The sequence below is a fragment of the Deinococcus psychrotolerans genome (genome assembly GCF_003860465.1).
GTDB classification, from domain to species: Bacteria; Deinococcota; Deinococci; order Deinococcales; family Deinococcaceae; genus Deinococcus; species Deinococcus psychrotolerans.
Genome location: NZ_CP034183.1, coordinates 1,988,038 through 2,010,421, shown reverse-complemented (window position 1 = coordinate 2,010,421; position 22,384 = coordinate 1,988,038). Strand labels below are relative to the sequence as shown.

General features: G+C 63.0%; 22 protein-coding genes and 1 tRNA gene. 15 read left to right on the top strand and 8 right to left on the bottom strand.

Going from position 1 to position 22,384, the window contains the following annotated elements; genetic code table 11:
* Positions 1 to 40: 40 nt before the first annotated feature.
* The gene (locus EHF33_RS09935; protein WP_241191130.1) at positions 41 to 1,942 is read right to left on the bottom strand and encodes a family 10 glycosylhydrolase; all 1,902 of its coding nucleotides are present in this window, start codon (positions 1,940 to 1,942) and stop codon (positions 41 to 43) included.
* Positions 1,943 to 2,025: 83 nt separating this feature from the next.
* On the opposite strand from EHF33_RS09935, the gene EHF33_RS09930 reads away from it, so the two are divergent.
* From EHF33_RS09930 to EHF33_RS09905, 6 genes are all read left to right on the top strand, one after another.
* Complete coding sequence (locus EHF33_RS09930; protein WP_124870738.1) at positions 2,026 to 2,457, top strand: hypothetical protein; 432 nt, start codon at positions 2,026 to 2,028, stop codon at positions 2,455 to 2,457.
* A gap of 61 nt (positions 2,458 to 2,518) precedes the next feature.
* Entirely contained in the window at positions 2,519 to 3,973 is a 1,455-nt protein-coding gene (locus EHF33_RS09925; RefSeq protein WP_124870735.1) for a sigma 54-interacting transcriptional regulator, read from the top strand.
* Between the two features lie 395 nt (positions 3,974 to 4,368).
* A complete protein-coding gene (locus EHF33_RS09920; RefSeq protein ID WP_124870733.1) occupies positions 4,369 to 6,006 on the top strand; it encodes an ABC transporter ATP-binding protein in 1,638 nt (545 codons plus the stop codon).
* Positions 6,003 to 7,061 (top strand): ABC transporter permease, encoded by a 1,059-nt coding sequence (locus EHF33_RS09915; RefSeq protein ID WP_241191129.1) that lies wholly within the window; start codon positions 6,003 to 6,005, stop codon positions 7,059 to 7,061. The genes EHF33_RS09920 and EHF33_RS09915 overlap by 4 nt, the downstream gene beginning before the upstream one ends.
* A gap of 45 nt (positions 7,062 to 7,106) precedes the next feature.
* Positions 7,107 to 7,982 (top strand): ABC transporter permease, encoded by an 876-nt coding sequence (locus EHF33_RS09910; protein ID WP_124870730.1) that lies wholly within the window; start codon positions 7,107 to 7,109, stop codon positions 7,980 to 7,982.
* Between the two features lie 100 nt (positions 7,983 to 8,082).
* Positions 8,083 to 9,246 carry a BMP family ABC transporter substrate-binding protein gene (locus EHF33_RS09905; RefSeq protein WP_124870727.1) on the top strand — a complete coding sequence of 388 codons (1,164 nt, stop codon included), beginning with the start codon at positions 8,083 to 8,085 and terminating at the stop codon, positions 9,244 to 9,246.
* 74 nt (positions 9,247 to 9,320) lie between these two features.
* Here the strand turns inward: EHF33_RS09905 and EHF33_RS09900 are convergent, their stop codons facing one another.
* Both EHF33_RS09900 and EHF33_RS09895 read right to left on the bottom strand, forming a co-directional pair.
* Positions 9,321 to 9,683, bottom strand: a complete 363-nt coding sequence (locus tag EHF33_RS09900; protein WP_124870724.1) for a (R)-mandelonitrile lyase — start codon at positions 9,681 to 9,683, stop codon at positions 9,321 to 9,323.
* 75 nt (positions 9,684 to 9,758) lie between these two features.
* A tRNA-Leu gene (locus EHF33_RS09895) sits at positions 9,759 to 9,843 on the bottom strand.
* Positions 9,844 to 10,018: 175 nt separating this feature from the next.
* Between EHF33_RS09895 and EHF33_RS09890 the strand changes: the two genes are divergently transcribed.
* The 9 genes from EHF33_RS09890 (at position 10,019) to rsfS (ending at position 16,307) form a co-directional block, all read left to right on the top strand.
* A complete protein-coding gene (locus tag EHF33_RS09890; protein ID WP_124870721.1) occupies positions 10,019 to 10,225 on the top strand; it encodes a hypothetical protein in 207 nt (68 codons plus the stop codon).
* Positions 10,226 to 10,387: 162 nt separating this feature from the next.
* The gene (gene hemC, locus EHF33_RS09885; RefSeq protein ID WP_124870718.1) at positions 10,388 to 11,317 is read left to right on the top strand and encodes a hydroxymethylbilane synthase; all 930 of its coding nucleotides are present in this window, start codon (positions 10,388 to 10,390) and stop codon (positions 11,315 to 11,317) included.
* The gene (xseB, locus tag EHF33_RS09880) at positions 11,314 to 11,625 is read left to right on the top strand and encodes an exodeoxyribonuclease VII small subunit (RefSeq protein ID WP_124870715.1); all 312 of its coding nucleotides are present in this window, start codon (positions 11,314 to 11,316) and stop codon (positions 11,623 to 11,625) included. The genes hemC and xseB overlap by 4 nt, the downstream gene beginning before the upstream one ends.
* Before the next feature lie 146 nt (positions 11,626 to 11,771).
* On the top strand, positions 11,772 to 12,074 hold the full coding sequence (gene rplU / locus EHF33_RS09875; protein WP_124870712.1) for a 50S ribosomal protein L21: 303 nt from the start codon (positions 11,772 to 11,774) through the stop codon (positions 12,072 to 12,074).
* Between the two features lie 102 nt (positions 12,075 to 12,176).
* Entirely contained in the window at positions 12,177 to 12,452 is a 276-nt protein-coding gene (rpmA, locus tag EHF33_RS09870; RefSeq protein WP_124870708.1) for a 50S ribosomal protein L27, read from the top strand.
* A 131-nt stretch (positions 12,453 to 12,583) separates the two neighbouring features.
* Positions 12,584 to 13,891, top strand: coding sequence for a GTPase ObgE (gene obgE, locus EHF33_RS09865; RefSeq protein ID WP_124870705.1), 1,308 nt, complete (start codon positions 12,584 to 12,586; stop codon positions 13,889 to 13,891).
* 127 nt (positions 13,892 to 14,018) lie between these two features.
* The gene (yqeK, locus tag EHF33_RS09860; RefSeq protein ID WP_420889939.1) at positions 14,019 to 14,612 is read left to right on the top strand and encodes a bis(5'-nucleosyl)-tetraphosphatase (symmetrical) YqeK; all 594 of its coding nucleotides are present in this window, start codon (positions 14,019 to 14,021) and stop codon (positions 14,610 to 14,612) included.
* A complete protein-coding gene (locus EHF33_RS09855) occupies positions 14,609 to 15,886 on the top strand; it encodes an LCP family glycopolymer transferase (protein WP_124870699.1) in 1,278 nt (425 codons plus the stop codon). The genes yqeK and EHF33_RS09855 overlap by 4 nt, the downstream gene beginning before the upstream one ends.
* A 19-nt stretch (positions 15,887 to 15,905) precedes the next feature.
* Positions 15,906 to 16,307 carry a ribosome silencing factor gene (gene rsfS / locus EHF33_RS09850; protein ID WP_124870696.1) on the top strand — a complete coding sequence of 134 codons (402 nt, stop codon included), beginning with the start codon at positions 15,906 to 15,908 and terminating at the stop codon, positions 16,305 to 16,307.
* 34 nt (positions 16,308 to 16,341) lie between these two features.
* Here the strand turns inward: rsfS and EHF33_RS09845 are convergent, their stop codons facing one another.
* The 5 genes from EHF33_RS09845 to EHF33_RS09825 all read right to left on the bottom strand — a co-directional run bounded on the left by EHF33_RS09845 (position 16,342) and on the right by EHF33_RS09825 (position 22,250).
* Positions 16,342 to 17,163 (bottom strand): HpcH/HpaI aldolase/citrate lyase family protein, encoded by an 822-nt coding sequence (locus EHF33_RS09845; RefSeq protein ID WP_124870693.1) that lies wholly within the window; start codon positions 17,161 to 17,163, stop codon positions 16,342 to 16,344.
* Positions 17,164 to 17,351: 188 nt separating this feature from the next.
* On the bottom strand, positions 17,352 to 19,361 hold the full coding sequence (locus EHF33_RS09840) for a transglutaminase TgpA family protein (RefSeq protein ID WP_124870690.1): 2,010 nt from the start codon (positions 19,359 to 19,361) through the stop codon (positions 17,352 to 17,354).
* Positions 19,358 to 20,437, bottom strand: a complete 1,080-nt coding sequence (locus tag EHF33_RS09835) for a DUF58 domain-containing protein (protein WP_124870687.1) — start codon at positions 20,435 to 20,437, stop codon at positions 19,358 to 19,360. Before EHF33_RS09835 ends, EHF33_RS09840 begins: the two co-directional genes overlap by 4 nt.
* A 150-nt stretch (positions 20,438 to 20,587) precedes the next feature.
* Positions 20,588 to 21,178 carry an ankyrin repeat domain-containing protein gene (locus tag EHF33_RS09830; protein ID WP_124870685.1) on the bottom strand — a complete coding sequence of 197 codons (591 nt, stop codon included), beginning with the start codon at positions 21,176 to 21,178 and terminating at the stop codon, positions 20,588 to 20,590.
* A 112-nt stretch (positions 21,179 to 21,290) separates the two neighbouring features.
* Positions 21,291 to 22,250 (bottom strand): AAA family ATPase, encoded by a 960-nt coding sequence (locus EHF33_RS09825; RefSeq protein WP_420889938.1) that lies wholly within the window; start codon positions 22,248 to 22,250, stop codon positions 21,291 to 21,293.
* Between the last annotated feature and the right edge of the window lie 134 nt (positions 22,251 to 22,384).

The following is a 22,384-nucleotide window of genomic DNA, read 5'->3' as shown; positions in this document are numbered from 1 at the left end:
CAACAATCTGAGCGCCGTTTCCAGTATCTACGCGGGAATTTCAGGGCCTGCTTTTGAGTGCCGGAATAATCTGGGTTCCTTTGAGCAGCAAATCGGGGTAGCGGGCCACCCCCGCTTGGGTAAGTTGGCCTTGCCAGCGCTGTCCGGCCACCCGCACTTCCACCGCGCCCAGCGGCAAATCGGTAAAACCGTAATAGCCGTTGCCATCGGTGGTGGTCTTGCCAAGCAAGGTGCCGCCAGCGCTGCGGGCTTCCACGACTTTGCCGCCCATATCGCTGCTGCTGATGACTCGGCCCAGCACCCCGGAATGAACCGGCGGCGAGAGCTTCCAGGGCGTGGCGGTGAGTGGGCCGCCGTTTTGGGTCAGTGATTTCCGCAGCACTTCAAAACCCCTGGGCTGGCTTTGGCCGTTTTTGTAGACGTCCACCCCCGGTGTGCGGTAAGCGTAGCCGACCCAGCCGAGGCCTGCGCTCAGCGCCCGCTGCATTTGGTTACGCGAAACATCGGGGCTGTTGAGATACAGCGCCGTGCCCGCCGCGACCTCGGCTTTGCCGCGCACACTGAGGGCAAATTTGTTCCAATCATCAAACCACTGGGTGTGATTGGGCACCAAGTCCTGTTTGTAATTCATCAGTACATTCAGGTCAATCAGGCCTTCCTGAGTCCAAGCCGGCCAATTTTGCAGCACGTCGCTGTAGGTTCGGCTCTTTTCGAAGCCGCTTAAATCGGCAGGTGGAGCACCGTAAGTGATGGTGGCGGCGCTCGTCCAGACGTTGGGCTTGAGGCGGCGCGTCTCCAGCACGATGCGGCGCACCAACGCGGTGATCTGCTCGCGCTTCCAGTTGATCCAGGTGGGGTCGCTCGGCAGCGGCGTGCCCTTGTTGCCGGTTTCGCTGCGGTAGCGGGCCAGCGCCGCCGAACTGTAGCCCCACATGCCGCCGTCGGGGTAACGAATGCGGTCAAGCTGAATGCCGTCGATGTCGTAGTTTTTGACGACGCTCAGAATGCTCTGGGCCATGTAGTCGGCGGCCTGCGGAATGCCGGCGTCGAGCCAGATGTCCGAGCCTTCGAGGTAACTGCCGTCGGGCCTGCGGTTGACCCAGGAATTCAGGCCGGCTGCGGGGCCGTGCAACTTCAGCACATGCTGAGGGTTGAGATTCGGCGCGGCGGCATTGCCCGCGCCCGTCACGCTGACCCAAGCAAACACCCGAATGCCCTGCGCGTGAGCGAGCCTCAGCACTTCAGCCAGCGGATCAAAGCCGGGAGCCAGATCGGCGTCGGTGGCACGCGGCACACTTGAGCGGCTGCACAAGCAGTCGGCGCGGCGAATGGTCTGCACGAACAAGGTATTGATGCCGAGATCGTGAGCGTCTTTGACCATCTGGGCCACCTGCGCCGGGGTTTTGAGCCCCGGCCCGAAGGCGTCTACCCACAGGCCGCGCACCGAACTCACCGAGGTTGGATTGGGTGCGGGCAGCGTGGGCACTGGATTGATCGGTACTGGATTACTGGGTGTTGGGCTACTGGGAACAGGATTGATTGGGATGGGAGTGACAGGTGGAGTGGTGGGCAGCGGGTTGGCAGGCACAGGCGCGGGCGTGACGGGCACCACTGGCGGCAAGACAGGCCCGATAATCGGCGGTGCGGGCGGTAAGAGTGGCGGCAGGGTCGGGCCGATAAAGGGCGCGGTGGTCGGCGTGGGCTGCGGCGCGGCCTCCGGCGCAGTGAGCAGCGTCGGAGGCGTCGGCACAGGAAGAGGCAACACGAGAACTGGAAAAAGAGGCGTCGGGTTGCCGGTGGCCGGAAGCTCCACAGGCTCGGAGCCGGTTTGAGCGCTGCCTGAGCCGCCGAGGGCAAAAGCGGCAGTCAGCCCGATCAGCACGGGAGTGAGCAGGCGGCTTGATCGGGCGGGGGCTTGACTGTTCAGGAAGTATCGACTCACAGGGTATCGGCTCTACGCTAGCGCACCGGAGCGAGCGGGGCGTGAGGGCGGGAGCGTACCCAGTAGGATGAGGGATGCTACTCATGGCCCGTATCGTCTTTGCTTTCCTCGTGACCTGTTGGCTGATACAAACCCTATTGGAGTGCATCTTTTACGGGGTCTTGTCGACCGTCTTGACGCTGGCCAGCTTCGTGTTCACGGGCAAAGAGACCGTCACCTCGCCGGCAAGCATATTTCGCTCGGCAAGCTGGACTCTGGGATTTGGTGTCGTGCTTACCGTTCTTTGCTGGCCTCTACTGCTCAATCAGTTCAAGTCCGTGGGCATTGTCCACAAATTGATTCTGATTTTATTTGGCTCCGCTCTCAGTTTGGCGGTGGCGGGGTTTTTGAGTTATTCGCACCTTGATGCCGTCACTCCCGATCAATTGTTCATCGCATTTGTAGGTGCGCTTGTACTGGCTCTTTTGGTGTGTCTGTTGGCTTTGATCAGGGCTTGGCGTTCACGGGCTCAGTGACCTGCAAGCCCCGCAAAAGGCACAGTCCAGCGCTGGGGCGCGTGCTAGTTTTCCGTTATCTATGCCGAATGACACAAAACTGCCCCAGACCGTTGGTGAACTGCTCAGCTTGCCCGAATACGCGGGCCGCGCTCCTTTTGACGGCAAAAGCCGCCGCGTCCAAGACGAAGTGCGCGAGAATCTCAAGCGCAAGCTCAGGAGCGGCGAGACGCTGTTTCCCGGTGTGGTCGGCTACGACGACTCGGTGGTGCCACAACTGATCAATGCCTTGCTGGCTCGCCAGAATTTCATCTTGCTGGGGCTGCGCGGTCAGGCCAAGAGCCGGATTTTGCGGGCGATTACCTCGCTGCTCGACCCGCACATTCCGGCGATTGCCGAGAGCGAAATCAGCGACGATCCCCTCAACCCGATCAGCGCCCAGGGTGAGGAACTGCTGCGCGAACACGGCAATAACCTGCCGCTCAAGTGGATTGCCCGCGAAGACCGCTATGTCGAAAAGCTCGCCACCCCCGACGTGACGGTGGCCGATCTGATCGGCGACGTTGACCCGATCAAGGCCGCCCGCCTCGGCACCGCGCTGGGCGACGTGCGGAGCATGCACTTCGGACTCCTGCCGCGTGCCAACCGGGGCATTTTCGCCGTCAACGAACTGGCCGATCTGTCGCCCAAGGTGCAGGTGGCGCTGTTTAACATCCTGCAAGAAGGCGATGTGCAGATCAAAGGCTACCCGGTCAGACTGGAGCTGGACGTGATGCTGGTCTTCAGCGCCAACCCCGAGGACTACACCGCACGCGGCAAGATCGTCACGCCGCTCAAGGACCGCATCGGCAGCGAAGTCCGCACCCACTACCCCAAAACGGTGGACGAAGGCATGTCGATCACCGCGCAGGAAGCGGTGCGCGACAGCAGCGTCACCGTACCCGGCTACATGGCCGAGCTGATCGAGGAAATCGCCTTCCAGGCCCGCGAAGATGGCCGGGTGGACAAGCTCAGCGGCGTCTCGCAGCGTCTGCCGATCTCGCTGATGGAAGTCGCTGCTGCTAACGCCGAAGCCCGCTCGCTCCGAATGGGTGACGAGCCGGTGGTGCGCGTCAGCGACGTGTATGCCGGACTGCCCGCGATTACCGGCAAGCTGGAACTCGAATACGAGGGCGAGCTGCGCGGCGCGGACGTGATCGCCAAGGACATCATTCGCAAGGCGGCGGGCCAGGTCTACGGACGCCACTATTCCAGCGCCGACACCAAGGCCCTGGAAAAGTGGTTTGACGACGGCAATGTCTTCCGCTTTCCGCAGGCAGGCGATGTGGCCGCCGCGCTCAAAGCTGCCGGAGCGGTGCCCAACCTGAGTACGCTGGCTGCCGAGGTCGCCGAGCAAGCGGGCGACGCCCACCGCCTCAGCGCCGCCGAGTTCATCTTGGAAGGCCTGTATGGCCGCAAGAAACTCTCCCGAGCCGAGGAAAGCTACGCCGCCGCCGAGCCGGAAACGCAGCGCCGTGCCGGGGGCCGCTGGAACTAAAACTAAACAGTGCAATTGAAAAGTGGGCGGGTGGAGCAAGTGGCTTCCCCGCCCGCTTTGCGTGGGGGGCTGCTTGCGCCTGGCCGTGCGGGCACCTAAACTTGAGGAATCAATTTCACATCTAAATACTTTGCGGTAGCGGAGGGCCGACCCAAGAGCGTAGCCTGACCTTCAGCTATCCCGTTTCGCAAAGAAAGCTATCCTTGCTGATGTTGTATCTCAATTTTTTCGCAGCCTGTCAAAGAAAATGAGAACGGGTTGCATACTCAAGCTTCAGCAGACCGCACAGCCAGTGCCATAAAACGGGGAAGCGGCCCTCCTTTCCCCTCGTCTAAGCTAAGCGACAAGCGCCGCGCTCTCCTCTTTCCCCAGTTCTCCTCTTCCAAGGAGTTGCCATGACTGCCCCTCAGCCCACCTCCGCCTCGCCGCCCGTGCTAGAACTGCGCGGCATCACCAAACGCTTTCCCGGCGTGGTCGCCAACGACAACGTAAATCTGTATCTGAATGCGGGCGAGGTGCTGGCCCTGCTCGGCGAAAACGGCGCGGGCAAGAGCACCGTGATTTCCGTGATGTACGGCCTCTACCGCCCCGACGAGGGCCAGACGCTGGTCAACGGTCAGGCCGTAACCATCAGCAGCCCGGCGCAGGCGCTCAAGCTCGGCATCGGCCTGGTGCCGCAGCACCCGATGCTGGTGTCCAAGCATTCGGTGGCCGAAAATCTGGCGCTGGGCACCAGCACGGGCCTGTTTCCGGCGCGGACGATGGCCGGGCGCATCCGTGAATTGTCACAAAAGTACGGCCTGGCGGTTGACCCGAGTGCCAGGGTTTCGCAGCTCTCGCCCGGCGAAAAACAACGGGTGGAAATTTTGCGCTCGCTGCTGCGCGGCGTCAAAGTGCTGATCTTGGACGAACCCACCAGTGTGCTGACCCCGCAGGAAGTGGAGGGTTTATTTAAGGTGATGACCGAACTCAAGGCCGACGGTAAGAGCCTGGTGTTCATATCTCACAAGCTCGGCGAGGTGCTGGAAATCACCGACCGGGTGACGGTGCTCAGGAAGGGCAAAGTCACTGGCAACGCGCCCACCGCCGGAGCGACCCGCGAAACGCTCGCCGAGATGATGGTGGGCCGCTCGGTCAGCTTTGAGCGCAAAAGGGAGACTCCGCCGAACCTCTCCAGCGCTCACGTTCGGTTTGCTGCTCGCAATTTGCAGGCGCTCTCCAGCCGGGGATTGCCTGCTTTGCGGGGCGTGAATCTGGACTTGCGGGCCGGGGAAATTATCGGCGTGGCGGGTGTGGCAGGCAACGGGCAAAGCGAGTTGGTAGAAGTGCTGGCCGGACTACATCACCTTCAGGCCGGAGAGATCAAGCTCGACGGGCAACCGCTCAGCCAGAACGCTCGGGCGATTTTTGAATCCGGCGTGGCCCACATCCCCGAAGACCGCATCCACATGGGCACAGTGCCGAGCATGACGGTGGCCGAGAATCTGGCGCTGCGCGATTACGCCAAGCCCCCACTGGCACGCGGCGCGGTGCGTGACCTCGGGGCACTCGACGCCCACGCCAAAAATATGGTCAAAGCCTTTGATATCAGCACCCCCGGCGTGGACACTCCTTCGCGGCTGCTGTCGGGCGGCAACATCCAGAAAATCATTCTGGCCCGCGAACTCGGTGACAGTTCGCAAAAGGATGGGGCCAAGGTCATTCTGGCGGTTCATCCCACCTACGGCCTGGACATCGGCGCAACCGAGCAAGTTCACCGCACCCTGATGGACGCCACCGAGCGCGGGGCCTGCGTATTGCTGGTCAGCGAAGACCTCGACGAGTTGCTGGCGCTTTCGGACAGTATCGCGGTGATGTATCACGGCGAGCTGCTGGGGCCATATCCGGCGGCGGCGGCCACCCGCGAGGGCATCGGCCTGATCATGGCGGGCGGCGCAGACAGTCAGGGTTTGCCGCACGGCGCTGGCCCCGGCGACCTGACCGAGAATGCTGGGCCGGACGAAGTCAGCCACACCACAGGACTCAAAGCGTGATCCGTTTTACGCCAATTGCTGATCCCCCACGTGGGCGCGTCGCCTGGGTCACGTTGGGGGCGCTGGTGTTCGCCTTGGTCGTCGCCGGGCTGATTTTCTGGCTGGCCGGAACCAATCCGTTTGAAGCCTACGCCGCCATGCTTCAGGGCACCGTCAGCGATTGGAGTGGCTGGGCCGAAGTCTTGCGGAGAGGTACGCCGCTGCTGCTGATCGGCATCGGCCTGACGCTGGCCTTCCGGGCACAGTTTTTCAATATCGGGGCGGAAGGCCAGCTCCTTCTGGGCGCAGTCGCGGCGGGTGGGATCGCCCTGTTCACGCCGCTGCCGCCGCTGCTGATGCTGCCCGCCATGTTCGTGGGCGGCGCTCTGGCGGGCGGGCTGTGGGCACTCATCGCCGCGCTGCTCAAGACTCGCCTCAAAGTCAACGAAATCCTGACCACCCTGATGCTCAACTACGTGGCCACCTACCTGCTGATCTACCTGATCAACGGCCCCTGGAAAGGCAAAAACGTGCGCGGCTTCATTTACTCCGATGACTTCCCCGACTTCGCGCAGTTGCCCACTCTGCCCGGTACCCAGGTCGGCTGGCCTACTTTGCTGCTGGGCGTGCTGCTGGCGGTGGGACTCCAGTGGTTTCTCAGCCGCAGCACTGGCGGCTACGAGCTGCGGGTCACCGGCGAGAATCCCGAGGCGGCCCGCTACGCCGGAATCAGCGTCAACAGTGTGCTGTTCAAGATGGCCATGATCACCGGCGGCGCGGCGGGCCTGGCGGGTGTGGGCGAGGTGGCGGGCATTCACCACAAGCTGCTGGAACCCAGCCAGATTTCCTCGGGCTACGGCTTTACGGCTGTCATCGTGGCCTGGTTGGCACGCGGCAACCCGCTGCTGTGCCTCATTACCGCGCCGCTGATGGGCATCATCTTGGCAGGCGGCGACGTGCTGAAAATCAATATGAACCTGCCATTCCGCATCACCGATGTCTTTTCCGGCGTCATTTTGATGAGCCTGATTGCCAGCGAGATTTTTGTAAAAAACCGGATTAAGTTCGGGAAGTGAGTTTAGCGGAGATCTCCGCTCGTTATCCCCCACTCAAGGAGTCACATGGATGAAATTCTAAACGCTTTGCTCCGCGCCCTTGCGTTCGGCACGCCCCTGCTGCTCGCCTCGCTCGGGGCCGTCATCAACGAGCGGGCGGGCGTGGTCAACCTCGGCGTGGAAGGCATGATGGCGCTTGGCGCACTGGCAGGCTTCGCGGTGGCTTACGGCGACGGCTCGCCCGGCAGCGGCAGCATCGTGCTGGGCATCGTGGCGGCGATGGCGGCGGGCGGTCTGGCGGCCCTGCTGCACGCTTTCGTCACCATTACCCTGCGGGCCAATCAGTTCGTGTCGGGCCTGAGCCTGACCTTGCTGGGCCTGGGCGTGGCGGGTCTGCTCGGCAAAAAGTACGAGGGCTTTCCGCTCATCGGGCAGCCCAACCAGTGGCCCTTCACCATCGGGGCCATCGTGCTGGCGCTGCTGCTGGCCTTCTGGCTGACCAGCACCCGCGCTGGCCTGACCCTGCGCTCGGTGGGCGAGAACCCCGCTGTTGCCGACGTACTGGGTCTGAATGTCAACCTGATCCGCTACGGCGCAGTGGCCTTTGGGGGCGCAATGGCGGGTCTGGCGGGCGCGTACCTCTCGCTGGTCTACCGCCCCTCCTGGACAGACGGCATGACGGCGGGCCTAGGTTGGATCGCGGTGGCGCTGGTGATTTTCGTCGGTTGGAGTCCGCTGCGGTCCATTTTCGGCTCCATCTTCTTCGGGCTGCTGTACTACCTGCAATTTCGGCTTCAAGGCAAGACTTTCATTCCCACCGAATTTTTCTCGGCCATGCCCTACTTGCTGGTCATCATCGTGCTGGCCTTGGCGGGCCTGCGTGGACAGCAAGGAGCTGCGCCCGAAGCGCTGGGTAGACCGTACACGCGCGGCGAAAGGTAAAACGCGCCTCGGCAGTGCTGGCCCATCAGTTACTTTCCCCAAAATACTCTACATTAAGCTAAGATTTAGATCCCCGCTCACCTTTTTTCAAGGAGAATCCATGAACAAGATTCAAAAGCTGCTCACGCTGGCCCTCGCCCTCACCGTTGCCTCTGCTGCCACTCAGGCGGGCGCACAAGACGCCAAGCTCAAAGCCTGCTTCATTTATGTCGGCCCCACCGGCGACATCGGCTGGAGCTACGCCCACGATCAGGGCCGCAAAGCCGCCGAGAAGGCGCTGCCCTGGCTCGAAACCCAGTATGTGGAGAGCGTGCAAGAAGGCCAGGCGCTCCCAGTCATCGACCGGCTGGCCAAGAACGGCTGCAAGGTGATCTTCACCACGTCTTTCGGCTACATGGACGACACTCTGGCCGCCGCCAAGAAGTACCCCGACATTATTTTTGCCCACAATGCCGGTTTCAAGCGCAATGCCAACATGGCCACCTACATGGCCGACTTTTATCAGGTCTACTACCTCAACGGCCTGGCTGCCGGGGCGCTGACCAAGAGCGGCAAGGTGGGCTTTGTCGGCACCTTCCCGATTCCCGAACTCAAGCGCCACCTCTCGGCCTTTGCACTGGGTGTCAAAGCGGCCAATCCCAAAGCCAGTGTCAACGTCAAGTGGATCAATTCCTGGTTCGACCCGGCCAAAACCCGCGAGGCCAGCGAGGCGCTGCTCTCCGAGGGCGCGGACGTGATGACCAGCGCCGAGGACTCGGCCACCGGGGTGCAGACCGCCGGAGCCAAGAACATTCCGACGTTTAGCCACTACAACCCGATGCTCAAATTTAGCCCCGATAACGTCGTGAGCGGTCACGTCGTCCACTGGGACAAAATTTACATCGATTTCCTGACCAAAGTTCACAACGGCACCTACACCAACAAAAACCTCGCCAACGTGGACTACTGGTGGCTGCTGAGCAAGGGAGCCGTCGAGATGGGCGCGGACAACGGCCTGCCCTTCAACGCCAAGTTCGTGCCGCAGCTCAAGGCCGCCAAGATGATGGTCGGCGGCAAGTCGGTCAGCGTGTATGACCGGATCATGGCGCTCGACACCGAGATGGAAAAGGGCGGCAAATTTGATCCCTTTACCGGCCCGATCAAAGACCGGAACGGTGTGGTGCGCGTGGCTGCCGGTAAAACCATGAGCATTGCCGATCTCAACAGCATGTCGTGGGTCGCGCCCGGTGTGGTGGGCCAGGTCGCCGACGAGCCTAAAAAGTAAGGAGCACCAACCGCAAAAAAGCGCTGAAGGCACGGGCCCCAGCGCTTTTTTGTGGTTTTCAGTTCGGTCTGGGGTCAGCTTGCGTAATCTTCGTCCGTCACCTTGTCCAGCCAGACGGTTTGGCCCGCTTGCAGGGCGAAGTGCGACATCACCGAATCGGGAGCCGCGCCGTGCCAGTGCTCTTCACCGGCCTCGACGGTCACGATGTCCCCGGCCTGAAACGACACCACCGGCCCACCGCGCTTTTGCGCCCGCCCGCTGCCGCTGACGATCAACAGGGTCTGGCCGTGTGGGTGGGTGTGCCAAGCGGTGCGTGCGCCGGGCGTAAAGGTCACGCGCATGACTTCGGAGGTGAGGGGCTGCATCCAGACCGGGCCGGTGAAGCGGTCTTCCGGGGCGGGGCGGGCGGGCAATTCGGAGCTAGGCGTGTGCTTCATGCCTGTCAGCATACGGCAACAAAAAGCGGCTCTCACGTCTAAGGTGAAAACCGCTCTGTGTTGTGCTGCTCTGGGTGGTGCCGAAGAGGGGATTTGAACCCCCACGCCTCGCGGCGCTAGTCCCTGAAACTAGTGCGTCTACCAATTCCGCCACCTCGGCATTTCAGGCTCAGTTAGCTTACAAGTGCTCCACGGGCTTGTCAAGCGGCTTAAGCGAGTTGGCTGATGGTGCGGCCTAAAGGACACTTCACCGACTTCTCGTTTGGCTGACAAGTCGGTGAGCCATACTGACCTCCTATCCACTTCGCTCTCACTTGATCAGGAGGCCACTGCCTATGACCGATCCTCCCTCTGCACCCGCCACCGAACCGACCAATATGCCCGCCCCGCTGCCGGAAAGAATGCCCGGAAACGCGGGTGTACCGGTTTATGATCCGCCGGTCAACCCCGACACGCCGGGAATGCCGGAACCCAATCCCAGCCAAAACGACGATTTGCCGGGAATGCCCGGACTACCGGACGGCATGCCTGCCATGATCTGAGGCATGTCCAGTTCGGCTTTTTTGTGCGGTTCAGCGCCCTCCACTTGGTGAGGGCGCTTTTTTTGGCTGATCCCAGAGTGTTGATCTCAGAGTGCCCTTACCGCAACATTGTCAGCGGGCCTCAAGCACCCCGCCCAAAAGGCTGGCATAATGGAGCGAGTTATGCGCTCTATCACTGTTGGCACGAGGGGTTCGGCGTTGGCCCTCGCACAAACCCGCTGGGTTGTGGCCCGCCTCAAAGAAGAATGGCCGGAAACCGAATTTCGCATCCAAACCATCCTCACCAAGGGAGACCGCAATCGGGCCAGCCTGGAAAGCATGGCCGCCCAAGGGGACAAGGGGTTCTGGGTCAAAGAAATTGAAGACGCCCTCGCGCAAAGCCGCATCGACATCGCGGTTCACAGCCTCAAGGATTTGCCCACTGAGCAGCCTGAAGGCCTGGAGATTGCCAGCATTCCGCAGCGTGTGGACGCCCGCGACGCTCTGGTCGGCAAGGAGGGCATGAAAAAGCTGGCCGAGTTGCCGCAGGGTGCCCGGATCGGCACGAGCAGTGTGCGCCGCAAAGCGTTCCTGAAGGCGTTTCGGCCCGACCTTGAGGTGGTGGAGCTTCGCGGCAACGTGGACACCCGCCTCGCCGCGCTGGCTGGCCCCGAATATGACGCCATCATCTTGGCGGCGGCGGGCCTGATCCGCAGCGAACTGCGAAACCGCATTGACGAGCTGATCGACCCCACCATTTTGTTGCCTGCGCCGGGGCAAGGCGCACTGGCGCTCGAAACCCGCAGCGACGACGATTTGGGCATTGAGGTGGCCTACGCCATCCACGACCTCGCGACCGACGACCGCACCACCGCTGAGCGCGAATTTCTGGCCGGACTCGGCGCGGGCTGTATGGCTCCGGTGGGCGCGATGGCGACCCTCAAGAGCGGTGTGCTGACCCTGCAAGGCTGGGTGGCCGCGCTTGACGGCAGCAAGGTCATTCAGGGCAGCACCCAGGGTGACCCCGCCGAATGCGCCGATTTGGGCGCAGAACTGGCCCAGGACATGCTCAAGCAGGGAGCCAGCGCCCTGATCGACGCCGCCCGGGGATGAGCGCCCGAAAAGCTCCAGTGGGCGCGGCCAAGACCCAGAGCTACCGGGCCGCTTATCAACAGCTCACCAGCATTGCCGCCGAGCTGGAAGCCGGCGAAACCGACCTCGATAAAGTGCTGCCGCTGCTGACGCAGGCGCAGGCTGCCTACGAAATCTGTAGAGAGCGCATCGACGCCCTGAGGGCAGCGCTGGACGAGGCTGCGCCGCTGGAGACTGTGCCGCTGGCTGCTGAGTTGGGACAAGACGCCGCCGACTCGGCTGAGACTGAAGAAGATGACACCGATGATGACGACGATGTGTACTTCTGAGCAACTTGAGTGCCGCCCCCGGGCGTGATACAATTCTGCGCTGATGCCCTGCTTTTTTGGCGGGTGCTTTCTCCGAAGCCTTCTTCACCTCTTGCCGCTCGGCAAAGCGTGACTGAACAGGCCGGAGTCACAAGGGAGCCAACACGATGTTTGCAATTATCCAGACCGGCGGTAAGCAGTACCGCGTAGAGGAAGGCGACGTAATCCGCGTCGAGAAACTGAGCGGCGCAATGGGCGACAAGCTCGACCTCAAAGCTATGATGATCGGCGGCGAGCAAGTCCTGTTCGGCGAAGACGCTGCCAAGTTCACCGTTATGGCCGAAGTCGTCGATCACGGCAAGCTCAAGAAAATCTACATCCGCAAGTACAAGAGTGGCGTGCAGTACCGCCGCCGCACCGGCCACCGCCAGCAGTTCACGGCCATCAAGATCACCGGCATTCAGGGCTGAGGCCCGACAGCTACAAATGACCGGCGCGAACATCGGATGAAGTGAGGGTCTTCCTCACCCATGCACCAGAACCCCATTAACTGACTTAGAGAGGACACCAACATGGCTCACAAGAAAGGCGTAGGCTCGTCCAAGAACGGACGCGACAGCAATCCCAAGTACCTCGGCGTTAAGAAATTCGGCAGCGAAAAAGTGCTGGCCGGCAACATCTTGGTTCGCCAGCGCGGCACCAAGTTCAAAGCGGGCGTCGGCGTCGGCATGGGCCGCGACCACACCCTCTTTGCGCTCGTGAGCGGCGAAGTGGTGTTTGCCAACAAGGGCAACAAGGGCCGCTTTATCAGCGTGCTGGCCCCCGCCGTTCAACTCGCCGCCGACTGAGATCAAGTTACATTCAGGCGGCTTGAAGAGGTTGAGAACGCCGGGCCACGCGCTCGGCTTTTTTTGGCCTCAGGCGCTCCGCCTTAGGTATTTTCTAGCGCTTCACCGCACCACAGCTTCACGGAGTATTTATGGCCTTCAGAGACATATTAGAAATTGAAGTCATCGGCGGCAACGGCGGCGACGGTTCGATGAGTTTTCACCGCGCCAAATACATGGAAAAAGGCGGCCCCGACGGCGGACACGGCGGCAAAGGCGGCAGCATCATCTTGCGGGCGGTAGAAGGCGTCGAGAGTTTGGAGCGCCTGCTGGGCCGCCGCAAATTCAAGGCCGGTACCGGCAACGGCGGCGAGGGACGCCTGCGCAACGGCTCAGACGCCGAAGACATCATCATCGATGTGCCGGTCGGCACCACTGCTTTCGACGCCGAAACCGGCAAAGCGGTGGCTGATTTGATCACGCCCGGCCAGCTCAAAACAGTCGCCAGAGGCGGCGCGGGCGGGCGCGGCAACAGCGTCTTCGCTTCCAGTACCCGGCAAGCTCCGCGCTTTTCCGAGATCGGGGTGCGCGGCCAGAAGCGCAAACTCCGCTTGGAGCTGCGCCTGATTGCCGATGTGGGCCTGGTGGGCTATCCCAACGCGGGCAAGTCCAGTTTGCTGGCGGCCTTATCGAACGCCAACCCAATGATCGCTGCTTATCCGTTTACCACCCTCTCCCCAATTCTGGGCGTCGTCAGCGCCAAAAACGACGAGGAGCGCCTGACGCTGGCCGACATCCCCGGCATCATCGAGGGAGCCAGCGAGGGCAAGGGACTGGGCCTGGAGTTCCTGCGCCACATCAGCCGCACCCGCATGTTGGTGTATGTCCTGGACGTGGCGGTCGATCCGGCCCGCGAGTTGCAGGCACTGCAAGCCGAACTCCGCAGCTACGATCCGAGCCTGCTCGACAGCATGGCGCTGATTGCGCTGAACAAAATCGATACGGTAGAAGAAGACGTGGCGATGATAGCCGAAGACGAGCTGGCCAAGTTTGGCTTGCCGGTCTTGCAGGTCAGCGCCGCCGAGAAAATGGGCCTGAGCGAGCTGCGCCTCGCCCTCTTCGAGCTGCTGCCTTCCCGCGAGCTGTGGGCGCAGACCCACGCGCTGGAAGTCGAGAGCGACTTGATCGTGGTGCCCGCACTGGAACTCGAACTGCGCGAGGAAGCCGACAAAGACGGCCAAGTCGAGCGCATTTGGATGGTCAAGGGCGGCGGATTCGAAGAAAAGATCGAGCGCTTTGCCCGCCACCTCGAAGACGCCGCCGAATACCTGTCGGGGGTGTTCAAGCGTCAGGGCCTTTACAACGCGCTCAAGCGGGTCGGAGCACGTGAAGGTGACAGTGTCGACATCGGGGGGCTGCGTTTCGAGTATTTTGAAGACAATGACGATTCTCGCCGCTGATGTTCTTTATTCGTCTGCCGTGAAGCCCGCTTTTTTAGGGTCGTCTGAAGGGCTCCTGAGTCAAACGGCGCTATACTTGAGCGATGCAGTCGTGGCCTTTCCACCTTCCATCATGCTTCACTCGGCCGTGACTCGGACACCCCCCGCCCCGCGCCCGTTGGCGGATTTGGCCGAGTGGGAAAGCAGAGCACGCTTGATGGTCAAAGCCCGCCGCTACGATCATGTGGTGCGGGTGGCTGACTTGGCTTACCAAATTGCGCGGGCCAACCGCCTAGATGCGGACAGGGCTTATTTGGCCGGCATTTTACACGACATCGCCCGTGACTTGCCTGACAGCGAGCTCCTACGCCTCGCGCCGCCGGAAGTGCCGATTGACGCCGCGCATCCGCTGGCGCTGCATGGGCGAGCGGCCCGCACGCTGTTGGAGCGTTGGGGCTACCGTGACGAGGTGGTGCTGCGGGCTGTCGAAGACCACACCACTGGCCCCCGCAGCGCTTGCTCGGTTTCGGCCTGTGTGTATGTCGCCGACGTTTCGGAGCCGGGGCGGGGCGTTAACCAGCACATCCGTGAACTGGCGATGGTGGACTTGGAAGGCGCTTTGGCACTGGCGATCAGCTCCAAGGTGCATTATCTGCAGGCACGCGGTATTCCGGTGCATCCGCGCACGCTCTCGGCGTATCAGGGCCTGCAAGAGCGCGGCGCACTGCCTCCCAGCGCATGAAGAGTCAACCGGCCCAGCGGCAAGGAACCCAACGCCAAGAAACGCGGCGGCGCTGGCTCCGGCCGCTGCAACTCTCCCTGCTGACGCTCGCGGCGCTGTGCGGCGGCGGCTACTACGCGCTGAGTGCCAGTAACGGCCAGGGCGGCGGCAGCAATGTGGTGCTGAGTGGCAGCTTGCCGAACTTCACCTTGCTGCTGGCGGGCCGCGACGTCATTTACTGCTACTACCACCAGCCCTGCAAAGATCAAAACCAGCGCAAGGGCGTCATTCAAACCGCCAACACCGACACCTTGATGTTGGTCAAGGTGCAGGGCAAGCGGGTCAGTGTGCTCTCGATTCCGCGCGATACCAATGTGGGCGACTTCGATCCCAAGAAATCTGCCGCCGAGCAAAAAGTCAATGGCAAATACTGGGACGGCGGGCCGCAGGCACTGGTCAGCGCGGTGGAAACCATCACGGGCGAGCGGGTGGACAATTACCTGATCGTGCGAACCGAGGAAGCGGCGCGGGTGATTGACGCGCTGGGTGGCCTCGACGTCAACGTTCCGGCGGGCGGCATCGAGTGGATCGACAAAGCGGCAGGCGTCAACCTCAAGCTGGCGGCGGGGCCGCACCACTTGGAAGGCCAAGAAGCGGTGTGGTACTTGCGCGTCCGCAAAGGTTTTGGCGACGATTACGGCCGAATCGACCACCAAAAGCAGGCGCTGAGCCAACTCGCCAGCAAGCTGACTACCCCGGGCGGCCTGAGCGCTGTTCCCACCATCCTCAGCGTGATGAACGGCGTGGAAACCAACCTCGATCCCACCCTCCTCACCACCGTTCAGCCGGTGCTCTCGCAGTTCAAGCTCAGCTTTGCCACCCTCCCCACAGACACCATCCGCCGCAGCTTTAACTTGGCGGTCAACCGTGAGGAACTGGCCAAAGTCTGGGGCAACTCACTCAAGGCCGAGCCAAGTAGCGCCGTGACCATCTTGCTCGAAGACGCCAGCGGCGCGAGCCTCGGCCCGCCGATGGTGGATGCCCTTCACGCGGCAGGCTACCCCAATGTGCGGCTAAGCACTTTACCCAAAATAGGCGAGCGCAGCCAGGTCTTTACCCAGTCTGACGTGGAAACCGCTCAAAATATCGCCGACCAACTCAACTTGCCCAGATTGCAGGGCGAACGCTTTCCGGTTGCGGCGGGCCAGATCGGCGTGCTGCTCGGCGGCGACGCGCCGCAACTCTTCGCCGCCCTCAACCACTTTACCCCTGCGGCCAGTTCACCCGCTCCCTAACTTTTCTTCTGGAGTTTTCATGACCAAATCAACCTCTGCCGCCCATACCTCAACCGACGCCTCGACTGATTCCCTCTTGCCGCAACTGCGGGCCATCGTGGACGCCGCCCGTGAGCGCCGCGCCGAGGATGTGGTGGTGCTCGACCTGACCGAAGTCAGCACCACCCTCGAATATTTCGTGATCTGCACCGCCACGGCGGGCCTGCAGCTCAACGCCGTGCGCGAGAATGTCCGCACCAAAGCGGTGGAAGCTGGATTTTCGCGCCCCACCGTCGAAGGCCCCTCGGAGCGCTGGTTGCTGCTGGCCTTCGGAGCCAGCGTCGTGGTGCATATCATGACCAAAGAAGCCCGCGAATACTACGACCTTGAAGGCCTGTGGAGCGACGCCAACAAGCTGGACTTTCCCGAAAACGTGGTCTGAATTTTTTGAAATCCTGCTCAAACCGCTCCAATCCTCAAAGCGGCGCGGACGTTCCGGCTTGTGCCAGCACGTCTTGCGCCGCTTTGACGTGCATTTCTTCGACCATCCGGCCCCGCACCGTCACCAGACTTCTGCCCTCTCGGCGGCCCGCTTCCCAGGCCTGCAGCAGTTCGTGGGCGGCCTCCACGTCGGCTGGGCTGACTCCGAAGCTGCGGTTAGCCGTCTCCACCTGCGAGGGGTGGATCAGCGTTTTGCCGTCAAAGCCCAGGGCACGGCCATTTAAGCACTCGCGCTCAAAACCAACCGTGTCGGTAAAGGTGTTGTAAACAGCGTCCAGCACGCCTTTATTGTGGGCGCGGGCGGCCAGCACCACCGCGCTGAGGGCAAAAAGCAGCGGCGTGCGCTCTGGGTCTGGGCCGGTTCGTAGGTCGTGGGCGAGGTCGTTGGCTCCCACGATCAGGCCCGCCACGCTCTGCTCGGCGGCGAGGTCGGGGGCGGCCAGCACGCCGCGTGCCGTCTCGATCATGAGCCACAGCGGCACGCCCAGCGTCATGCTGCGGGCCACTCCCGCTTCCTCGACCTTGGGCAGCACCAAGCCGTCGGGTTTTTCGCACAGCACCGCTTCTTGGTCGGCCTGCTCCCAAATGCTGCCGGAAATGTTGAGGCGCACCCACACCGGACAGGGAAAGCCCTCCTGCAGCGCGGCGCAGATATTTTCACGGGCCTGTTCTTTGTGTTCGGGAGCCACCGCGTCTTCCAAGTCCAGAATAATCACGTCCGCGCCGAGCGTGCGCGACTTGGCAATGGCGCGGGGCTTGTCGCCGGGAACAAAGAGAGCGCTGCGGGGGCGCTTCATTGTGGCCCCGCCGTGTGGGAGGGCGCTGGGCGGGAACGGGCCGCGCTTGAAACGAGCAGGAAGGGAAGCAGCGCCAGCCAGTGCCGCCAGTTCAGGCGAGAACGTTTGTGCATGACGCTCAGGGTAGACGCCGGGGCTGAGAAAGTGAACGCTTTCAGTGGGGAGAACATTTATTTCTGGCGAGTTGGTTAAGCTTTCACTTTGAGCTCCCGCACCTGCGCCGCGAAGGCCCGAATCTGCTCGTCGGTCGGCTGGGGGCCGTAGCGCAGCATCTGGTACTCGCCGATCAGGGTTTCAATGTGCTCGGCGTGTTGCGGGTAGCGCTCGGCAGCCCGCGCCGCGTAAGTGCTGGCGGGTTCCTGTGGCGCTCGGGGCAGCGACAGGCGGCGGGCTAGAAGGGCGTAGGCGGCGCTCAGCGGCTCCTGCGGCGGGCGGCGGCGCAGCAGCATCGGGACGAAAGCCAGCCCGATGGCCAGCATGCCGAACACGGTCAGTTTCCAGTCGCCCAACTCGCCGAGGCCCAGCTTGGCAAACAGTTGGCGCTGCTGAGCGCCGTCGTAGCCGATGACCCAAGTATTCCAGAGGTTTTGCAGCGCGTCGAGGCGCAGGCTCAGGCCGCCCAGCCAGCCGGGGTTGCCGCTAGCCAGCCCCGGAGCGCCGCGTAAACTCGAAACGCCCCGCTCAATTCGGTCAGGTGAAACGGTGGCGGTGGGATCAACCCGCACCCAGCCTTGCCCGGCCAGCCAGACTTCGGTCCAGGCGTGGGCGTTGGCCTGGCGCACGATCAGGTAGCCGCTGTTGGGTTCGGCTCCCTGATAGCCGGTCACCACCCGCGCCGGAACACCCGCCGAGCGCATCATGATGGCAAACGAGCTGGCGAAGTGCTCGCAAAAGCCGCGCTTCGTTTCAAACACGAAGGCGTCCATTCCGTTGACGCTGGGGAGGGTCGGTGGGTTGAGGGTATAAGCGAAACTGCCCGCCGCAAACACGTTTAGCCCCGCCTTGACCCGCTCTACGGGCGGCAAATTCAGCCAGGTCTTGGCCAGCTCACGGATGCGCGGATTGCTGCGATCCGGAAGCTGCAAATTGCGCTCCAGCCAAAACGAATCGGCGTTCAGGCCGTAGCGGTAGGCGGTGGCGGCGCTCAGTTTGAAGAGGGTGCGGCTGCCGATTCGGCTGGGCTTGATGACTTGCAGGTTTTGGGTGATGGCCGTGCCGGAAGGCAGCGAAGCGGGGGCGTCGAGGGCCAGCACCCAGGTATTCTGGCTGGGTTCGGCAGTCAGGGTGTAGTTTTGGACGGGCCCGAGCGCCTGCACGTCGGGGAGCGCTCTTCGCTCACGGCCCAGCCTCCACGTTTCGCCGTCAAAAAACTCCATCACCGGGCCGCGCCAATATAAATTGCTCGGCGGCGGCGCTTGGCCTTCAAACTGCGCCCGAAACGCCACCTCGTCGCTGAGCGCGAGGCTGCTGATGCTGCCCGGATTGACGCTGTCGGATAAGCCCGAAGCGCTTTGGCCCTTGCCGCTCACCGGCATTTGCCACAGCGGGCTGTCGGGGCGTGGAAACAGCACGAACAATGCGGCGGCCAGCGGCAAGGCTTGCAGCAGCAGCACTCCTGCCGAGCGCAGCGGCCCAAAGGCAGCCAGCAGCCCGGCCTTACTGAGGCCGAATGTGGGGAGGCCGGTCAAGCTCTTGGGCCGCTCCAGCAAGCTCACTCCCGCCGAAAGCGCCAGCATGGACAGCAGCGCGTGAACGGCGGTGAGGGTGTCTTGGACGTAAAAAAAGTGGGTGACGGTCAGGAAAAAGCCCAACAAACCCAGCGCCTGTACGTCGCGTCCGCTGCGGGTTTCCAGCGCTTTGAGACTGGTCAGCACCACCAAAATGGCTGTGCCGCCGTCGCGCCCCAGCAGCGTGTCGTAGGTTTGATTAAAGCCCCAGCCGGCCGCCGCCACCACCAGCAGGGAGAGCAGGGTTTGGGTCAGGGCGGGCAGAGCGGGAAAGCGGCCCAACCCCAGCGCGGCGCGGTAAGCCAGCAGCGCCGCAAACAGCAAACTGGCCCACCACGGTAGCCGTGACACATACGGCGCGGCGCACAGCAGCAGCGCAGCCAGAGTGGTCAGCAGCGCGGGCAGCGGGGCGGCGGGGTCAGTGGGCCGCTTGAGACTGCGGCTTCGGCTGGGCCAGTTGAGGGTGGTCATCGGCGCTTCCTCCCCCTGGACTGGTGAGCAGCAGCGGGCGGCTGATCGGGGGCGTTCTCAGCCGCACGGTAAAGCGCCAAGGCACTGAGGGCGCGGCGGGCCTGCGTTTCGCCGCTGCCTTCTTCCAGCTTCAGACTCGGCAACTCCAAGCGGTAGCGGGTGTCTTGCTGGCGGGCCTGCAACACCCAGGCGCTCAGGCGCGAGAGGCGCTCCTCGGTGTTCAGGCCGCGCAACTCGCCGTAGCTCAGGCGCAGGGTAAAGCTGGCGGGCGCGTCGAACAGCTTGGTTTGCAGCTCACCGAGGCGGGCCGATTGCCGCCACGCCACCTGCCTAGGCGCGTCACCCGGCAGATAAGGCCGGATGCCCGCGAAATCTTCTTGCCCGCTCAGGCGCTTCTCGCCGCTGCCTTCGCCGACTTTGCTGCTGGGTAGCGGCGGCGCGTCGTCCTCAGGGGCCGGATACACCAGCGCTTCGGCGCTCAGCAGCGGATAGGTCACGCCGCGCCAAAGTCCCAGCGGGTCGCGGCCTTCCAGCCGGAGGCGCGGCAGCAGCAGCGGGCCACGCTTGGGCGCGAAAATCAGCACTTCGGCGCGGGTTTCGGCCTCTGAGGGCACGTCGAACAAACAGATGGCCGCCGAACGCGGGCGGTGGGCACGCAATCTTAAGCTGCTGCGAGTCTGCTTGGATGGATTTTGCACCCGGACAGCAAAAACCGCGTCTTGTCCGGCCCAAGCGCTCCCAGGCGGCGCGGCACTGAGGGTCAGTCCGCTGAGGCTGCGCGAGGCCGACACCGCGCCCACCACCCACAGGCCCAGCATCAAAAAAGTCACGAGGTAGCCGAGGCTCAGTTGGTAATTGACGCAGCCGATCAGCGTCAGCAGCGCCGTGAGAAGAAACGCCGCGCCGAAGCGGGTCGGGTAGACACGCGGCCCCTTGGAAAAGTGGGTGGCGGGCGCAATGGTGACGCCCTGCCCGGTGTCGGCGCTGCCATCATCGCTGGCCCACTCGCTGACGCGCTCGCGCAAGCTGCTGGAAAGGGGCCGAGGGGGAGCGGTGCTGGCAGGGCGCTGGGTCATGGAGTTCCTTAAAGCATTTGTCGTAAAAGTTTCAAGACTTTTATGACCGAGCGGAGCGAGTGAAATACGTGCTAGAGCAGATGGGAGTGGAATTGGTGGGGTGCTTTTCCACAACAATGGAACGGACAAATGCTCTAGAGGGCTGAGAGATCAGGTTTGCGGTGTGGTCTTCGCTTGAGTCAGCAGCGCTTCAAGCTGAGCGGCCGCTTCGTGTGCGCCCATCAGTTTGGCCGCGTCCACCACCGAGAGGCCGCCCACGTCTCGGGTCTTTAGGTCGGCTCCTCTGGACAGCAGCAATTCCAGCATCTCCAAGCGGTTAAACATGGCGGCCATCATCAGCGCGGTTTTTCCAGCGGGCCCGGACGTTTCGGTGTTGGCTCCGTGCGTGAGCAGCAGCTTGGCCATCGCCAGATCGCCTTTGTAGGCCGCGCCGACCAGCGGGGTTTGCCCTTGGTCGTTGGCCAGTTCGGGGTCAGCGCCCGCCAACAGCAGGTACCGGGCCGCTTCCAGGTGGCCGTGATAGCTGGCCAGCATCAGCAAGCTGTCGCCCTTCTGGTTCCTGATGTTGGCGGGGAGGCCCTTTTCCAGCAGTGAGGCGAGTTGCTCGGCGTCTCCGGCCCGCACCAGTTCAAAGACAGCCTGAAAAAAGGCCAGCGTTTCAGGGTCGGGGGCGGGCAACTGGTGAGTAGGCGATTGGGGAGTGGCTGACTTGGGGACGGACAAATCGGGGTTGGGCGTCATTGGGTGGCTCCTTGCAGGGACTTGGGGCGAAAATCAAAACCAGTATGGCCACTGCTCCCGCCCGTATCTGAGCCGCTTCTCACCCTTCCCGCCACACGTTTATCAAGGCTCCTTAAGGAATCGCCACCGTCGCCAGAAGCTGGGCGGCCACCGCCGGACTGGCGGCCCCGCTGGAGCGGCCCAGCAAGCGGTGCGCGGCCACGCTGCCGAACACTGCCCGCACGTCTTCGGGCAGCGCGTGTTGGCGGCCTGCCAGCCAGGCCCACGCCCGCGCCGCCGAGAGCAGGCCCAGTGCGGCGCGGGGACTCAGGCCGGTCTGCACGTCGGGGTGCAGGCGTGAGGCGGTCACGAGGGCCAGCACGTAATCGGCCAGCGCTCCCGAGACGTGCACGGCGGCTGCGGCCTGCTGAGCGGCCAGCAGCGCTTTGGGGGTCAGCACGGCGCTCAGCTGGCGGGCCGCGTCTCGGCGTCCGCCCGCCAGCAGCAGCTCACGCTCGGCGCGGGGGTCGGGATAGCCCAGCGAAACGGTCATCAAAAAGCGGTCAAGCTGCGATTCGGGCAGTGCGAAGGTGCCGAGCTGCGAAGCGGGGTTTTGGGTGGCGATCACGAAAAAGGGACTCGGCAGGGCGCGGGAGGTGCCGCCTTCGCTGACCTGCCCCTCCTCCATCGCCTCTAAGAGGGCCGACTGGGTCTTGGGGGTGGCTCGGTTGATTTCGTCGGCCAGCAGCAGTTGGGTAAAAATCGGGCCTTCGTGAAAACGGAATTCGCGCTGGGCCGGTTCGTAAATGCTGACGCCCAGCAAATCGGCGGGCAGCAAATCGCTGGTAAACTGCATCCGCGAAAAATGCAGGCCGAGGCTGGCTGCTATCGCCTGCGCCAGCGTGGTTTTGCCGACTCCCGGTACGTCTTCGAGCAGCAGGTGTCCGCCCGCCAGCAAGCAGGCCAGCGAGAGTCGGACTTGCTCGGCCTTGCCCAAGATGACCTGGTCAAGCTGGGCGAGGGTGGCATTGGCCAGCGGCATTAAGCCCGCGTGCTGCTCCGCTAAGGCGGGAGTGGTTTGCAGCGCGGTCACGGTTCCCTTGAGAAGCAAAGGGGCCGGAAGAAACGGGGGCGGGCACTCATACTTGCAGCTTAGCGGTCGTGCTCTGGCAGAATGCTTACCAGTAGTTCTATTCGCCCAGCTTCCTTGTCAAACTCAGCTCCTTT

Excerpts from the sequence above, each read along its gene's own strand:
- EHF33_RS09855 (WP_124870699.1), top strand. The coding sequence starts at position 14,609 with ATGAAGAGTCAACCGGCCCAGCGGCAAGGAACCCAACGCCAAGAAACG.
- obgE (WP_124870705.1), top strand. The coding sequence starts at position 12,584 with ATGGCCTTCAGAGACATATTAGAAATTGAAGTCATCGGCGGCAACGGC.
- EHF33_RS09900 (WP_124870724.1), bottom strand. The coding sequence starts at position 9,683 with ATGAAGCACACGCCTAGCTCCGAATTGCCCGCCCGCCCCGCCCCGGAA.
- EHF33_RS09930 (WP_124870738.1), top strand. The coding sequence starts at position 2,026 with ATGGCCCGTATCGTCTTTGCTTTCCTCGTGACCTGTTGGCTGATACAA.
- EHF33_RS09840 (WP_124870690.1), bottom strand. The coding sequence starts at position 19,361 with ATGACCACCCTCAACTGGCCCAGCCGAAGCCGCAGTCTCAAGCGGCCC.
- rpmA (WP_124870708.1), top strand. The coding sequence starts at position 12,177 with ATGGCTCACAAGAAAGGCGTAGGCTCGTCCAAGAACGGACGCGACAGC.
- EHF33_RS09920 (WP_124870733.1), top strand. The coding sequence starts at position 4,369 with ATGACTGCCCCTCAGCCCACCTCCGCCTCGCCGCCCGTGCTAGAACTG.
- xseB (WP_124870715.1), top strand. The coding sequence starts at position 11,314 with ATGAGCGCCCGAAAAGCTCCAGTGGGCGCGGCCAAGACCCAGAGCTAC.
- EHF33_RS09835 (WP_124870687.1), bottom strand. The coding sequence starts at position 20,437 with ATGACCCAGCGCCCTGCCAGCACCGCTCCCCCTCGGCCCCTTTCCAGC.
- hemC (WP_124870718.1), top strand. The coding sequence starts at position 10,388 with ATGCGCTCTATCACTGTTGGCACGAGGGGTTCGGCGTTGGCCCTCGCA.
- EHF33_RS09905 (WP_124870727.1), top strand. The coding sequence starts at position 8,083 with ATGAACAAGATTCAAAAGCTGCTCACGCTGGCCCTCGCCCTCACCGTT.
- EHF33_RS09845 (WP_124870693.1), bottom strand. The coding sequence starts at position 17,163 with ATGAAGCGCCCCCGCAGCGCTCTCTTTGTTCCCGGCGACAAGCCCCGC.
- EHF33_RS09830 (WP_124870685.1), bottom strand. The coding sequence starts at position 21,178 with ATGACGCCCAACCCCGATTTGTCCGTCCCCAAGTCAGCCACTCCCCAA.
- EHF33_RS09890 (WP_124870721.1), top strand. The coding sequence starts at position 10,019 with ATGACCGATCCTCCCTCTGCACCCGCCACCGAACCGACCAATATGCCC.
- EHF33_RS09910 (WP_124870730.1), top strand. The coding sequence starts at position 7,107 with ATGGATGAAATTCTAAACGCTTTGCTCCGCGCCCTTGCGTTCGGCACG.
- rsfS (WP_124870696.1), top strand. The coding sequence starts at position 15,906 with ATGACCAAATCAACCTCTGCCGCCCATACCTCAACCGACGCCTCGACT.
- rplU (WP_124870712.1), top strand. The coding sequence starts at position 11,772 with ATGTTTGCAATTATCCAGACCGGCGGTAAGCAGTACCGCGTAGAGGAA.
- EHF33_RS09925 (WP_124870735.1), top strand. The coding sequence starts at position 2,519 with ATGCCGAATGACACAAAACTGCCCCAGACCGTTGGTGAACTGCTCAGC.